13 protein-coding genes, 1 other RNA gene and 1 pseudogene are annotated in these 14,369 nt (G+C 64.0%); 6 read left to right on the top strand and 9 right to left on the bottom strand.

The genetic code is table 11. From position 1 onward, the window contains the following. The first annotated feature begins 62 nt into the window (after positions 1-62). Both E3T35_RS02010 and rnpB read left to right on the top strand, forming a co-directional pair. Positions 63-800 (top strand): zinc ribbon domain-containing protein, encoded by a 738-nt coding sequence (locus tag E3T35_RS02010; RefSeq protein WP_134346897.1) that lies wholly within the window; start codon positions 63-65, stop codon positions 798-800. Positions 801-859: 59 nt separating this feature from the next. Next, an RNA gene (rnpB, locus tag E3T35_RS02005) (RNase P RNA component class A) lies at positions 860-1,239 on the top strand. A 24-nt stretch (positions 1,240-1,263) separates the two neighbouring features. Here rnpB and E3T35_RS19650 read toward each other — a convergent pair. The 4 genes and pseudogenes from E3T35_RS19650 to map form a co-directional block, all read right to left on the bottom strand. Continuing rightward, entirely contained in the window at positions 1,264-1,851 is a 588-nt protein-coding gene (locus tag E3T35_RS19650; protein ID WP_241987906.1) for a response regulator, read from the bottom strand. Positions 1,852-1,991: 140 nt separating this feature from the next. Continuing rightward, a pseudogene (locus E3T35_RS19645) lies at positions 1,992-2,063 on the bottom strand (hypothetical protein); the annotation flags it as partial. Between the two features lie 226 nt (positions 2,064-2,289). Continuing rightward, on the bottom strand, positions 2,290-3,048 hold the full coding sequence (ppgK, locus tag E3T35_RS01990; protein WP_134346900.1) for a polyphosphate--glucose phosphotransferase: 759 nt from the start codon (positions 3,046-3,048) through the stop codon (positions 2,290-2,292). A gap of 32 nt (positions 3,049-3,080) precedes the next feature. Next, entirely contained in the window at positions 3,081-3,944 is an 864-nt protein-coding gene (gene map, locus E3T35_RS01985; RefSeq protein ID WP_134346901.1) for a type I methionyl aminopeptidase, read from the bottom strand. 12 nt (positions 3,945-3,956) lie between these two features. Between map and E3T35_RS01980 the strand changes: the two genes are divergently transcribed. Beyond that, on the top strand, positions 3,957-4,145 hold the full coding sequence (locus E3T35_RS01980) for an SPOR domain-containing protein (RefSeq protein WP_105036849.1): 189 nt from the start codon (positions 3,957-3,959) through the stop codon (positions 4,143-4,145). A gap of 5 nt (positions 4,146-4,150) precedes the next feature. On the opposite strand, the gene panB is transcribed toward E3T35_RS01980, so the two are convergent. Next, positions 4,151-5,035 (bottom strand): 3-methyl-2-oxobutanoate hydroxymethyltransferase, encoded by an 885-nt coding sequence (panB, locus tag E3T35_RS01975; RefSeq protein WP_134377726.1) that lies wholly within the window; start codon positions 5,033-5,035, stop codon positions 4,151-4,153. 115 nt (positions 5,036-5,150) lie between these two features. Between panB and E3T35_RS01970 the strand changes: the two genes are divergently transcribed. Beyond that, on the top strand, positions 5,151-6,488 hold the full coding sequence (locus E3T35_RS01970) for a glutamine synthetase family protein (RefSeq protein WP_134346903.1): 1,338 nt from the start codon (positions 5,151-5,153) through the stop codon (positions 6,486-6,488). A 36-nt stretch (positions 6,489-6,524) separates the two neighbouring features. Continuing rightward, positions 6,525-9,608 (top strand): bifunctional [glutamine synthetase] adenylyltransferase/[glutamine synthetase]-adenylyl-L-tyrosine phosphorylase, encoded by a 3,084-nt coding sequence (locus E3T35_RS01965; RefSeq protein WP_134377725.1) that lies wholly within the window; start codon positions 6,525-6,527, stop codon positions 9,606-9,608. Between the two features lie 146 nt (positions 9,609-9,754). Here the strand turns inward: E3T35_RS01965 and glnA are convergent, their stop codons facing one another. After that, positions 9,755-11,179, bottom strand: coding sequence for a type I glutamate--ammonia ligase (glnA, locus tag E3T35_RS01960; protein ID WP_092342201.1), 1,425 nt, complete (start codon positions 11,177-11,179; stop codon positions 9,755-9,757). 144 nt (positions 11,180-11,323) lie between these two features. Between glnA and E3T35_RS01955 the strand changes: the two genes are divergently transcribed. Beyond that, positions 11,324-11,752: an RDD family protein gene (locus E3T35_RS01955; protein WP_241988690.1), complete on the top strand. Its 429-nt coding sequence runs from the start codon at positions 11,324-11,326 to the stop codon at positions 11,750-11,752. Between the two features lie 64 nt (positions 11,753-11,816). On the opposite strand, the gene E3T35_RS01950 is transcribed toward E3T35_RS01955, so the two are convergent. The 3 genes from E3T35_RS01950 to lipB are packed head-to-tail and all read right to left on the bottom strand — an operon-like array spanning position 11,817 to position 14,266. Continuing rightward, positions 11,817-12,524 (bottom strand): DUF4191 domain-containing protein, encoded by a 708-nt coding sequence (locus E3T35_RS01950; RefSeq protein ID WP_134377724.1) that lies wholly within the window; start codon positions 12,522-12,524, stop codon positions 11,817-11,819. A gap of 60 nt (positions 12,525-12,584) precedes the next feature. Further along, a complete protein-coding gene (gene lipA / locus E3T35_RS01945; RefSeq protein WP_092342195.1) occupies positions 12,585-13,574 on the bottom strand; it encodes a lipoyl synthase in 990 nt (329 codons plus the stop codon). Next, positions 13,571-14,266 carry a lipoyl(octanoyl) transferase LipB gene (lipB, locus tag E3T35_RS01940; protein ID WP_134346905.1) on the bottom strand — a complete coding sequence of 232 codons (696 nt, stop codon included), beginning with the start codon at positions 14,264-14,266 and terminating at the stop codon, positions 13,571-13,573. Before lipB ends, lipA begins: the two co-directional genes overlap by 4 nt. Positions 14,267-14,369: the final 103 nt, after the last annotated feature.

Here is a 14,369-nt window from a genome sequence, read left to right as displayed (position 1 = left end):
ATCTCCGAGTCATCCCCATTTTTTCGTACCACATCTCATCAAAAGCGTTAGGTCAGGACATCGTGAAGGCATCACCACTCCAGCAGAAGGAACTTCTGCGGCTTCAGGCCCTGGACATCAAGGTTCTTCAGCTCAGTCACCAGTCAAAATCGCTCGCGGCGCACGCCGAGCTGGCCGACCTCAATCGTGAAGCCGAGGCCAGCCGCATGAAACTGCTCGGTCGGTCGGGCGAGCTTGACGACGTGCGCACCGAACTGGGACGCATCGAGAGCGACGTCGAGGTCGTGGAGAAGCGAATCGCGCGCGACACCGACCGCCTGCAGCACACCTCGTCGATCAAGGACATCCAGGCTCTGGACTCCGAAGTCGCCTCGCTCAAGAAACGCCTGTTCGACCTCGAAGAGATCGAGATCGCTGTGCTGGAGCGCCAGGAAGAGCACGAGGCTGCCGTCGCCGTGGTGGAAAAGGAGCGTGACGCCATCGCCGAACGTGTGAGCGCGACCGAATCCGCGCGCGACGAGGTGTTGGTCGACCTCACCCGCCAACTCGCCGAACTCACGCGCGACCGGGCCACCGTAGCGGCCACCATCCCCGACGACCTCGCGGCGCTGTACGAGCGTCTGCGCATCACGGGCCACGGCAACGCCGCGGCCCTGCTGCGCGCCCGAACCTGCAGTGGCTGCACCATGACCCTCACCGGCAGCGACCTCGCCGATGCCCGCCAGGCACCGGCCGACGAGGTCATTTTTTGCCCCGATTGTGGCGCAGTGCTGGTGCGCACCGAAGAGTCCGGAATCTAGTACCGATGGGGCGTGCGTTCGGCGGCAGCCCGCGCGCCCGGTAGACTCAATTTACGGAATGGGTCGGCAAGACGGTCGCGTCATTCGTTAGATCTTCGGATCGAGCGGATGCCGAGGAACGTCCGGGCTCCATAGAGCAGGATGGTGGGTAACGCCCACCCGGGGCAACCCGCGAGACAGTGCCACAGAAAGTAGACCGCCACCAGCGCGAGCTGGTGGTAAGGGTGAAACGGTGGTGTAAGAGACCACCAGAGGCCAGGGTGACCTGGTCGGCTCGGTAAACCTCGTCCGGAGCAAGGTCAGACAGAAAGCGTTGAGGCGGCTCGCCGAGCTTTCGGGTAGACCGCTAGAGGGCTGCGGCAACGTAGTCACGAGATAGATGGCCGTCGACGGTGTGCGAACACCTGAACAGAACCCGGCGTACTAGCCGGCCCATTCCACTTCTTTGCTGGACCGCGGCCGATCAACCGGCCGCGGTCCAGTGGTAGAGCTTTTCCGGCCGCCCGGCCCGGCCATACTTCTGGGTGATGTCGGCGCGTTCGGCGGCGAGCAGATATTCGAGATACCGGCGGGCGCTGAGCGGGGCCAGGCCCAGATGCTGGGCCACATCGCTCGCCGAGATGCCCACCACGACGCGCTTGAGTGTTGCCACAACGGCATCGAGGGTCACCTCGGACAGCCCCTTGGAGAGCGACAACCCGGTGGAGCCAGCGGGAACGGTCGGTGCAGCTGCACCGGCGGCAAGGGCGGCGGGCGCGAACGCGCCGGGTTGCAGCATCCGGTCGATGCGGGCCTGATCGAGCATCGATGGTGCGATCGCGGCGTGATCTCGGAGTTCCTGCCGGTGCTGAACGCACTGGTCGAGTCGCTCAAGCAGAACGGTCGAGGTGAATAGCTTGACCAGGTAATGCATGACGCCGCCGGCCATCGCGTTGTCGATGAGGTTGCCGAGCACAGTGACCGGATCGGTCGTGCCGTCGGGCGCGAGGATTGACCCTTCATCGATGACCAAACGGATGCCCTTCTCGGCCGCGATAGTGCTCTTGGCCATGAGCAGGCTCGCAACATCCGGGTGGGTGATGCCGGGGGAGAGCGCCGGGACAGCACGGAACCGCCATGGCCGAACCGAGTGACGAAATCGACGATCTGCTCCGTGCGCCCGAGTTCAATCAACCCCGAAATCATGTGCATCGTGTTCGCGAATTCGTGGGCCTGCGCCCGCAACGCCTTCGTCACATCCCTGGCGCCGTCCAGATCCTGCATGAGCTGGTGCAGCTCGATGCGGTCCCGCAGAATCAGCACTCGGCCGACCAGACGACCGTCGACGACGGCATCATTGGACCGCCAGCACGGTCTCGTCGTTCTCGCCGGTGTCCGCCATCATCCTGGCCAGCGCCGCACCGAGCACCTCCGTCGCCGCGCTCGGTGCATTCTCGCTCAACTTCACGCAGGTCGATGTGGGAATCCTGCTGTCGCTAAGCTTCGAAAATCAGCCCGGGAAGCGCGCGGCGAGGGCGGCCGCGCCGAGGATACCGGCGTTGTTCCGATGCACAGCAGGGATGATGCGGGTCTTCAGGTTGAGCAGAGGCAGAAAGTTCTCGTGGTGTTTCGAGACTCCTCCGCCGACGATGAACAGGTCGGGGGAGAAGAGCAGTTCGAGGGTCGAGTAATACTTCTGCAAGCGTGCGGCCCATTTGTCCCAGCTGAGGTCGTCACGTTCCTTGGCGGAGTATGCCGCACGGGTTTCATAGTCGTAGCCGTCGATCTGCAGGTGGCCCAGCTCAGTGTTGGGCACGAGCACGCCGTCGTTCAGCAGCGCCGAACCGATCCCGGTACCGAGCGTGGTCAGCAGCACAACGCCGCCGACGTCTTTGGCCGCACCGAACTGTGATTCGGCGTAGCCTGCAGCATCCGCATCGTTAACGAAGTGAATCGGCAGGCCGAGACCCTTTTCGAACAGGGCTTCCGCGGCGAGGCCGATCCACTTCGACGACACGTTCGCGGCCGACATGGTGTGACCGTTCTTCACGACCGCGGGAAAGCACACGCCCACCGGGAGGTCTCCGACGTCCTTCGAGACGGTGGCGAGCAGGGTTCGGGTGGTCTCGACAATGTCCTGCGGCCGACCACCCTTGGGAGTGGGCAACTTCACCCGGTCAGAGAGGAGCGCGCCGGTGGCCAGGTCGACTACCGCACCCTTGATTCCCGTGCCACCGATGTCGATGCCGATTGCGGTCTGTGCCGTCATGTGTTGATCCTCTATCCGTTCGAAAAGGTCGGTCAGACCAGGGTCAAAATCTCGGCACCGCGTTCGGTCACCACGAGGGTGTGTTCGAACTGCGCGGTCATGCTGCGGTCACGGGTCAGCACGGTCCAGTCATCGCTCCAGATGTCCCAGTCGCTCGTGCCGAGGGTCAGCATCGGCTCGATGGTGAAGACCATCCCGACCTCCATCACCGTGTCGTACTGCGGTGCGTCATAGTGCGGAATGATCAGACCGGAGTGGAAGGCTTCGCCCACGCCGTGGCCGGTGTAGTCGCGCACAACGCCGTAGTTGAAGCGCTTGGCGTAGGACTCGATGGTTCGTCCGATCACGTTGACCTGACGCCCAGGGGCCACGGCCTTGATACCCCGGGCGAGCGCTTCCCTGGTGCGTTCGACCAGCAGCGTCACCTCATCGATGGCTTCGCCCACGATGAAGGTGACGTTGGTATCACCGTGAACGCCATTCTTGTACGCGGTGATGTCGATGTTGACGATGTCGCCGTTTTCGAGCACCGTGTTATCGGGGATTCCGTGGCAGATGACCTCGTTCACCGAGCTGCACAACGATTTGGGGTATCCGCGGTACCCGAGGGTCGAGGGGTAGGCATCGTTGGCCACCAGGTAGTCGTGACCGATCTGGTCCAGTTGCTCGGTGGTGACGCCGGGAACGATGGCTCGGCCGACAACGGCGATCGCCTCGGCGGCGATGCGGCCGGACTCGCGAATGAGCTCGATTTTCTCGGTCGAATATACGTCAGAGCCGGTGAAGGGGCTCGGCCCCTTCTTGCCCACGTACTCCGGGCGAACGATGTGAGATGGAACGGAACGGGTCGGTGACACCGTTCCCGGGATGAGGTGACCGATTGAATCCTTAGGCATAGGATCAAGCTTATGGCCGACGACAAAGAACACGCATTCTGGTACAACATGCGCACGGGCGAAGTGGAGCACGGCCTCCAGTCGACATCGCTGGATCGGGTCGGGCCGTTCGCCACCCGTGACGAGGCAGCCCACGCTCTGGAGAAGCTGCGCGCGAACAGCGCCAAGTGGTCGGAAGACGACGCTCGGGACGCTCGCTAGCCGTTCTACTCGTAGCTGTGCTCTGGCGCGGGGTACGCGCCAGAGGCGACGTCCGCGGTGAACCGCTGAACAGCATCCGTCAGTACCGCTCGAACGTCGGCGTACTGCCGCACAAACTTGGGCACCCGGCCGCTGGTCATGCCGGCGAAGTCGGTCCATACCAGGAGTTGGCCGTCAACGGATGGTCCCGCCCCGACCCCGATCGTCGGGATCGACAGTCGTTTGGTCACGCGAGCTGCGACGGAAGCCGGCACCATCTCCAGGACGACGGCGAAAGCGCCGGCGTCCTGCACGGCGAGAGCGTCAGCGATGAGCTCGTCGGCGGCATCCCCTCGGCCCTGAATGATGTGGCCGCCCAAACCGTGTTCACTCTGCGGGGTGAAACCGACGTGTCCCATCACGGGGATTCCGGCCGAGACAATACGCCTGATCTGCTTGTGGCTGCGCTGGCCGCCCTCGAGCTTCACCGCGTGGGCCTGGGCTTCCTTCATGAACCGTACGGCGGTCGCCAGGGCCTGGTCCGGCCCGTTCTCGTACGACCCGAACGGCATATCGGCCACGACCAGGGCGCGAGTCACCGCCCGGGCAACGGCACGGGTCAGCGGGATGAGCTCGTCCACCGTGACCGGCAGGGTGGTCTCATACCCGAAGACGTTGTTGCCGGCTGAGTCGCCCACGAGCAGAAAATCGATTCCGGCCTCGTCGAAAATCTGGGCGGTCAACATGTCGTAGCTGGTCAGGCCGGTGATGGGGATGCCCTGCGCCTTGGCGTTCTGAAAGTGGCGGGTGCGCACTCGCTTCGGCCCGGAAGCCGCGTTGTAGGGATGCTGCACTGCGGCATGGGCGGAAGAAACCGTGGAATCGGGCTCGGGTGCTGTCAACTCTGGCATGCGACAAGTGTAGTCAGGCAAGCAATCGTGCCTGGAGCCAGTAGCCTAGACAGTAGTTATTGGGGTCGGTAGTTGTTTTGCTGGCTACCTGTTTGAGCAATCAGAGAGAGCGTGAATGGACAAGCAGCGCGACTTCGTTCTTCGGACCATCGAGGAGCGAGGAATCAAGTTCGTTCGACTCTGGTTCACTGATGTCGTCGGCACCCTCAAATCCGTGGCGATCGCGCCAGCCGAAGTTGAAGGTGCCTTCAACGAGGGCCTCGGCTTCGACGGTTCAGCCATCGAAGGCCTCACCCGCTCGTTTGAAGCGGATGTCCTGGCGCACCCGGATCCCACGACCTTCCAGATCCTGCCCTGGCGCGGCGAGGTCGACCCCACCGCCCGCATGTTCTGCGACATCACCACCCCCGACGGTCAGCCAGCCGTGGCCGATCCGCGCAACGTGCTTAAGCGCACCCTCGCCAAGGCAGCCGACCGCGGGTTCACGTTCTACACTCACCCCGAGGTGGAGTTCTACCTGCTCAAGTCGTCGAAATACGGCAAGAACGGGCCGGTTCCGGTCGACTCGGCCGGCTACTTCGACAACGTTCCCGGCGGCACCGCCCACGACTTCCGCCGCCGGTCGGTGCGCATGCTCGAAGACCTCGGTATTTCTGTCGAGTTCAGTCACCACGAAGCCGGTCCGGGCCAGAACGAAATCGACCTGCGCTATGCCGACGCGCTCACCACCGCAGACAACATCATGACCTTCCGTACCGTGGTGAAGGAAGTCGCGATCGAGCAGGGCGTGTACGCGACGTTCATGCCCAAGCCCATGTCGGAACACCCCGGATCGGGCATGCACACGCACATGTCGCTGTTCGAGGGGGACGCGAACGCGTTCTACGAGGCCGGTGCCCAGTACCAGCTTTCCAAGATTGGCCGTCAGTTCATCGCCGGGCTGCTCAAGCACGCCCCGGAGATCACTGCGGTGACCAACCAGTTCGTCAACTCGTACAAGCGGCTGTGGGGCGGTGACGAGGCCCCGAGCTTTGTCTGCTGGGGCCACAACAACCGCTCCGCGCTGGTTCGCGTACCGCTCTACAAGCCCAACAAAGGCCAGAGCGCCCGCGTCGAGTACCGCGCCATTGACTCCGCGGCCAACCCATACCTCGCGTATTCGCTTATGCTGGCCGCCGGCCTCAAGGGCATCGAGGAAGGCTACGAGCTGCCGCCGGAGGCCGAAGACAACGTGTGGAGCCTCAGCGACACCGAACGTCGTGCGCTTGGGTACACGCAACTGCCGGCCAGCCTCGATCACGCCATCCAGTTCATGGAGGAGTCAGAGCTTGTCGCCGAGACCCTCGGCGAACAGGTCTTTAATTATGTTCTGCTGAACAAACGGCAGGAGTGGCGCGACTACCGGTCGCAGGTTACCCCGTTCGAACTGAAAAAAAACCTGGAGATGCTCTAACTCGCCAGTGGTCGATGACCGAAGGAATCACCCGCGATGGAGCGTTTGCAGTTGACCCTGACCGAACTCGTTCGGGCGGGTTTCGTCGACCTTGCCGAGGTGCGTGCTCGTCTCGATGAGGTCGCCGAGCTCGGTGCGGTCAGCCCGCACACTGACCCGGATTCGGCGGGGAGGCTGACCGAGACGCGGGCGCTTCTGCCGCTCCTCGCGGTGACGGCCAGCCCGGATGCCGCGCTGGTAGCGCTGGTCGCCCTGCTGCGACCGGGGTCGCCCGAACTGTTTGAGCTCTTGCAGTCAGCCACGGCGACCGGGCGGCTTCTGAAGATTCTTGGAGCCTCCAGCGGACTCACCGAATTCTTCCTCAGGCATCCGGCGGAACTCTCGGTTCTGGCAACGCCTCTAGCGGTGCTACCCAGCCTCGGCGACCTGGTCAGCGACCTGTTGGACTCGGTCGGTGCGACCGAGGGATTCTCGGAGCTGGTCGACGACGCGGCCTGGTTTGCCCTGCGGGTGCGCTACCGTCGCCGACTTGCGCAGCTGGCGGCCTTCGACCTCGAACAGGCCGACCCCGTGGCGGGGCTCGACGGCGTTGCCCGCACCCTGTCCGACCTCGCCACCGCAGCGCTCGAAGCCGCCCTCGCGGTCGCCCGCACCATGTCGAGCGGTGACACGGCCGGGCGCGGTGTTTTTCCAACCGAACAGGTGCGTGCCACCCGCCTGGCCATTATCGGAATGGGCAAGGCCGGCGCGAGCGAACTCAACTATGTGAGCGACGTCGACGTCATCTTCGTCGCCGATGGGGACGAAGCGGCCGGGCTGGAAAGCTCCCGAGCCGTTGAGATCGCCACCCGACTGGCCGTGCTCATCATGCGCGGCCTGGGCGAATCCGGCATCGAACCTGAGCTGTGGGAGGTCGACCCCAACCTGCGCCCTGAGGGCAAGAGCGGTGCACTCGTACGCTCGATCGAATCACACCTGGCCTACTACGACCGCTGGGCCAAAAGTTGGGAGTTCCAGGCACTGCTCAAGGCCCGCACACTGGCCGGTGACCGCGCGCTGGGGGCGCGTTATCTCGATGCGGTCACGCCCAAGGTCTGGAGCAGCGCCAGCCGGGAGAATTTCGTCGAATCGGTGCAGCGGATGCGCGAGCGCGTCACCGACAACATTCCCGACGACGAGGTCGACGTTCAGCTCAAGCTGGGCCCTGGCGGGCTGCGCGATATCGAGTTCACGGTGCAACTGCTCCAGCTCGTGCATGGCCAGACCGACCCCGACGTTCGACAGGCCGGTACCCTGCCGGCGCTGACCGCCCTGGCCACCGCCGGGTATGTGGGCCGGGCCGAAGCCACCGAATTTGCCCAGGACTACCGCATGCTGCGCCTGATGGAGCATCGGCTGCAGCTGCAAAAGCTTCGCCGTACCCACCTGGTGCCGCGGGACGAAGCGAACCTGCGCGTATTGGCTCGCTCGACCGGTCTGGCCACGAGCGCTGACGGGCTGACCATCCGCTGGTCGGAGACCAAACAAAGGGTGCGCGGCCTGCATGAGCGGCTGTTCTACCGGCCCCTGCTGTCGGCGGTGGCGTCGCTGCCGGCCGACGGCCTCAACCTGACGAGCGCACAGGCCGAGGCCCGTCTCGCCGCAATCGGCTTCCTCAATACCAAGGGTGCACTGGCCCACATCGCCGCTCTCTCCGGCGGGGTGTCCCGGCGTGCGGCGATCCAGCGGCACCTGCTTCCCGTGCTGTTGCAGTGGCTGTCCCAGGGAGCTGACCCCGACTACGGCTTTCTGGCCTTTCGTCGCCTGAGCGACAACCTCGGCTCGACCTACTGGTTTTTGCGCATGCTGCGGGATTCCTCGGGCGCCGCCGAGCGACTCACCCGAGTCTTGTCCGGAAGCCGGTACATCGGCGAGCTCCTGGAAAAGATCCCGGAGGCGGTGGCCTGGCTAGAGGACGAGGCCGACCTGCAGCCACGGCCGCGCAAATCCCTGCAGGATGAGACCCGAGCCGTGCTGGGCCGGCATGAAAGCCCAGATGCTGCCGCCACCATCCTGCGCGCCGCCCGTCGCCGTGAGATGCTGCGTCTGGCATTCGCCTCGCTACTCGGCCAGATCGATCTCGACCAGCTTGGCCAGGGCCTGACCGACGTCAACGCGACCTATATTCAGGGCGTGATCGCCGCCATCCGTGGGGGAGACCTGAACGATCAGGGCGGCGCCGACGGGTCGTCCGGCGGCGACGGTATTGAGTTCGGTGTGATCGGCATGGGCCGGTTCGGCGGCGCCGAGCTGGGTTTCGGCTCCGACGCCGACGTCATGTACGTCTTCCGTGCCGGCACCCTCGACGGCGAAGCTGCCAATGATCGGGCCCGCTACATTGTGCGCGAGCTCAACCGGCTCACCGAGGACTCGCGTCTGCCACTGGACCTGGACATTGGGCTGCGGCCTGAGGGCAGCAACGGCCCTGTCGTCCGGTCACTGGAGTCCTACCAGGCCTACTACCGGCGCTGGTCGCTCACCTGGGAGGCGCAGGCGCTTCTTCGCGGCCGTGGGGTCGCCGGCGACGCTGCTCTATTGCGCGACTTCACGGCCGTCGCCGACGAAGTGCGGTATCCCACCGCGATCAGCGAACAGGCCGTGCGCGAGGTGCGCCGCATCAAGGCGCGGGTGGAGAACGAGCGGCTGCCGCAGGCCGCCGACCCCAACCGGCACCTGAAGCTCGGGCGCGGCTCGCTCAGCGACGTGGAGTGGCTGGTGCAGCTTTTGCAGTTGCAGCACGCGGCAACGATTCCGGCGCTCCGCACGACGTCGACGCTGTCAGCTTTGGCCGAGGCGGTCAGTGCCGGCCTGATTCCGGCAGCGGATGCCGCGGTGCTGCGCAGCGCGTGGATCTTCGCGTCCCGTGCGCGGTCGGCCATCACCCTGTGGACCAATCAAACCTCGAACGTCTTGCCGACCGATCGTGCGGCCCTCGAAGGAATCGCCCGGGTCATGGAATACCCGCCCGGCTCGGGCAATCAGCTCGAGGACGACTATCTTGCTGTGACCCGCCGGGCACGCGCCGTGTTCGAGCGACTGTTCTACGGCCCCGTGGAGCGTCCGGGGCCCACTGTCGGCTGATCCGGCACGAGGCGCGTGACAGGAGTGCACTCGGCAACACAGCACGCGGCAACGCGGCACCTTGCAACACAGAAGGGACCGCATCCGAAGATGCAGTCCCTTCCCAGTCACGCGGGCCCGATGAACGAACCGCGCGCATCTACTGCTCAGACGCCGTAGTAGAGCTCGAACTCGAACGGGTGCGGACGCTGGGCGAGCGGCTTGATCTCGTTTTCGCGCTTGTACTCGATCCAGGTCTCGATCAATTCGGGTGTGAAGACGTTTCCGGCCATCAGGAAGTCGTGGTCGGCTTCGAGGGCCTGCAGGGCCTCCTCGAGTGACGCGGGCACCTGGGGGATGTTCTTGGCTTCTTCGGGCGGCAGCTCGTAGAGGTCCTTGTCGACCGGCTCGTGCGGCTCAATGCGGTTCTTGATACCGTCGAGGCCGGCCATGAGCTGAGCGGCGAAGGCGAGGTACGGGTTACCAGACGCGTCGGGGGCGCGGAACTCGAGACGCTTGGCCTTGGGGTTGGTGCCGGTGATCGGGATACGGATCGACGCCGAACGGTTACCGGCCGAGTAGACCAAGTTGACCGGGGCTTCGAAGCCGGGGACGAGACGGTGGTACGAGTTGACCGTGGGGTTGGTGAAGGCGAGCACGGCGGGGGCGTGCTTGAGCAGACCTCCGATGTACCAGCGCGCCACGTCGGACAGTCCGCCGTAGCCGGCCTCATCGTAGAACAGCGGCTTGCCGTCGGCCCACAGGGACTGGTGGGTGTGCATACCGGAGCCGTTGTCGCCGAAGAGCGGCTTAGGCATGAAGGTCGCGGTCTTGTTCCAGTCATGCGCCGTGTTCTTGACGATGTACTTGAATTTGAGCAGGTCGTCGGCCGCGTGCACCATGGTGTCGAACTTGTAGTTGATCTCGCCCTGGCCGCCGGTGCCGACCTCGTGGTGGCTGCGCTCGAGCACGAGGCCCGATTCGATCAGCTTGAGGCAGATGTCATCGCGCATGTCGACGTGCTGGTCGACCGGGCTGACCGGAAAGTAGCCGCCCTTGAACGGGGTCTTGTTGGCGAGGTTTCCGCCGTCTTCCTTACGACCCGAGTTCCAGGCACCCTCGCTGGAGTCGACCTTGTAGTAGCTGGTGTGCTGGTTAACTTCGTAGCGCACGTCGTCGAAAATGTAGAACTCGGCTTCGGAGCCGAAGAAGGCGGTGTCGCCGATGCCGGTGGAGGCGAGGTATTTCTCGGCCTTCTTGGCTACCTGGCGCGGGTCCTTGGAGTAGATCTCACCGTTGCGCGGGTTGTAGATGTCGAAGAGCATGATGAGCGTCTTCTCGGTGCGGAACGGGTCCAGGTATGCGGTCGACACGTCGGGGATGAGCTGCATGTCGGATTCGTGGATCGACGCGAAACCGCGGATCGAGGAACCATCGAACATTTGGCCAACGGTGAAGAACTCTTCATCGACGGTGGATGCCGGAATGTTGAAGTGCTGCTGCACACCGGGGAGATCGGTGAAACGGATGTCAAGAAACTTGACGTCATTGTCTTTGATGAATTTAAGCACTTCGGACGAATCGCGGAACATGCGGAATAACTCCAGACGACGAGGGCGTGGAAACGGCCGAATCGGACACATCGGCTTCATTGAGATTAGTAGCGCTGCGTTACTTGTCCGTGACGCTTATGTTTCGCCCATGTTACAGGCAGGCCCCATCGGTAGACTCATCGGGTGCCAGCCTCCGACTCCCGCCCGAACACTTTTGGTCAGCTTCCACCCAGTAGATGGCCGGGGGAGCGGCTCGGATTACCCCAGATCGGGCCGAGTTCCATCGGCCGCCCCGGTCGACGGATGCTCGGCTTCGCCATCGACTGGGCCATCGCCATCGGCGTCTCAGCGATCTTCTTCAACTATGACCCGGCGGCGAACCTGATCATCTTCGTCATCCTGCAGATCGTCTTCATCCCGACCATCGGGGCCAGCATCGGTCACCGCTTGGTGGGCCTCCGACTCATCTCTATCCACGGGGGCTGGATTGGTCTCTGGCGACCCGTGGTGCGGTCGCTGTTGCTCGGAATTGCCCTCCCGGCGTTGGTCTGGGATTCCGACCAGCGTGGCTTCCACGACAAAATTGCCGGAACGGCGCTCATCCGGGAGTAATAGCACTGCGATGACGAAGAACGGCCGGGCGATGGACGCCCGGCCGTTCTGTTGTCTGTTGAGGTCAGCCGTGCTGGGGGCGCGCCTTCATGGGGTCGACGCCCTTGGGAATGGGAAGTTTCGTGCCCATAGAGTTGAGGCGGTTGTTCACAGCGAGCACCTCGGCCTTAGTCAGCGTGGGCTTGATCCTGGTCAGGCGGCGAGCCAGCTTGTGCAGTGGCACGGCGTCCTCGTCGGGTCCGACGGAAATAACCGTGATGCCGACGTTGCCGCCGATGCGCACAATCTTGCGTTTTTCTTCGTCGAGCATACGGGCAGTGCGCGTCTTAGGTCCCTCGCTGATCAGCACGACGCCGCCGCGACCGACCGCACGATAGACCGCATCCTGCGTCTTGCCGTTGACCGCTACCGGCATTTCACTGCCGACCCAGCCACGCTTCAGTGAACTGCGCAATACCGCCCCCACGGCACCGGGCTGACCCTCGATCTGGGAATACGCGGCCTTCTCGGCCCGACGACCCAGGATGATAAGCATCGCCAGAATACCGGCGAGCACGCCGGCGACGATCCAGAGCACCATCGTGAAGACGTTGCTCCCCGGGATCAGCAGGGCGAGGGCCAGGCTGATCAGAACGGGGACGACGAAGGCCAAAACCAGAATCCAGACGATGTTCGAGTCGTAGCGTCTCGTCATCTGGAATACCTGCCACATTTGCTTCAAGCGGCCGGGCTGTTTTGGTTTTTTGGGGGACTTTTCCTTGCTGCGTGCCATGGGTATAAGACTACCCAGTCACTCGAATGCCCCGTGACCGAATTCGCCTGTGTGCTCGCATCAGGAGACGGCTTGGGCGAACCCAAGTTGGGCATCCGCCAGCTGGCGCAATTCGGCCGGGATCTGGCGACCGGTTGCGACCATGGACTGGGCCCACAGCCGACCGGCGCGGTAGGACGAACGCACCAGCGGACCGGACAGGACGCCGAGAAAGCCGATCTCCTTGGCTTCCTCGTTGAGCTCGACGAATTCCTCCGGGCGCACCCAGCGGGCCACCGGAAGATGCCGGGCGCTCGGGCGAAGGTACTGGGTGATGGTGATGATGTCGGTACCGGCCTCATACAGGTCGTGCAGTGCCTGGGTGATTTCTGCGCGTTCTTCACCCATGCCGAGGATGAGGTTGGACTTGGTGATCAGCCCGGCGTTGCGGCCCTGGGTGAGCACGTCGAGCGAGCGGTCATAGCGAAAGGCCGGGCGGATGCGCTTGAAAATGCGTGGCACGGTCTCCACGTTGTGGGCGAAGACCTCGGGTTTGGCGTCGAAGACTTGGGCGAGGTGTTCCGGATTGCCGGAGAAGTCTGGGACCAGAATCTCGACACCGGTGCCGGGGCTCTGCTGGTGGATCTGACGAATCGTCTCGGCGTAGAGCCAAGCGCCTTCATCGGGGAGGTCGTCACGGGCGACGCCGGTCACGGTGGCGTAGCGCAGGTTCATCGACACGACGGACTCGCCGACGCGACGCGGCTCGTCCGTGTCATAGTCTGCGGGCTTGCCGGTGTCGATCTGGCAGAAGTCGCAACGGCGGGTGCACTGTGAACCCCCGATGAGGAAGGTCGCTTCGCGATCTTCCCAACATTCAAAGATATTCGGGCAGCCGGCCTCCTGACACACCGTGTGCAGGTTTTCGCTCTTCACCAGCGCCTGTAGCTTCTGGTATTCCGGCCCCATCTTGGCGACGGTCTTGATCCAGGCGGGCTTCCGCTCGATCGGCGTTTCCGCGTTGCGAATTTCCAGCCGCAGCAGTTTGCGGCCTTCGGGTACTGCGCTCATGCGTTCGTCCTGACGGTATTTAGGCTGGCTGGGGTCATGCTTACAGGGGCCACCGGGGCGGCATTCAGGCCCATCGTGCGACGGAAAGCGGCCGTGATCGGATCGATCAATTCGCTCGGGTCGACGGTGCGGCCGAGCACACGGGTCATCGTGGTCACCCCGGCATCGCGAATTCCGCAGGCGATGATGCGCGAATAGGCGTCCAGCGAGTTGCTGCAGTTGAGCGCGAAACCGTGCATGGTCACTCCCTGGGCAACTCGGATTCCGATCGCGGCTATTTTATCTTCGTGGCCGTCGGGTCCCACCCACACCCCTGAGCGTCCCGCAACGCGTACGGCATCGATCCCGAAGTCGATCAGGACCTCGATCAGGATTGCCTCAAGGGACCGAACGTAGCCGACGACGTCGACGGGTTCTGCGAGGTGCAGAATGGGATACCCGACGAGCTGGCCCGGGCCGTGCCAGGTGATCTTGCCGCCCCGGTCGACGTCGATAACCGGCGTGTCGTCGACGGGGCGTTCCTCCGGCAGAGTGCGTTTTCCGGCGGTATACACGGCCGGATGCTCCAGGAGGAGGACGGTGTCCGGTCGCTCGTGGGCGACGACGGAACGATGGACTGCGCGTTGGAGCTCTAGGCCCTCAACATACGGCACGGAGTTGGCGCTTAGCCCCGCGACGACAAAGTCGAGCATGTGCCCAGTCTAGGGGCGTCGCTGGCAGTTTGGGCGCAGCGAGCACACGGGCGCAGCCGGCGCCGGTGCCACCCGGACCGGCTCCTCCACAGCGGCACAGATC

It is taken from the genome of Cryobacterium sp. TMT1-2-2 (assembly GCF_004403505.1).
Lineage (GTDB): Bacteria > Actinomycetota > Actinomycetes > Actinomycetales > Microbacteriaceae > Cryobacterium > Cryobacterium flavum.
The sequence above is the reverse complement of the archived record's forward strand: the minus strand, read 5'-3'. Positions and strand labels throughout refer to the sequence as shown.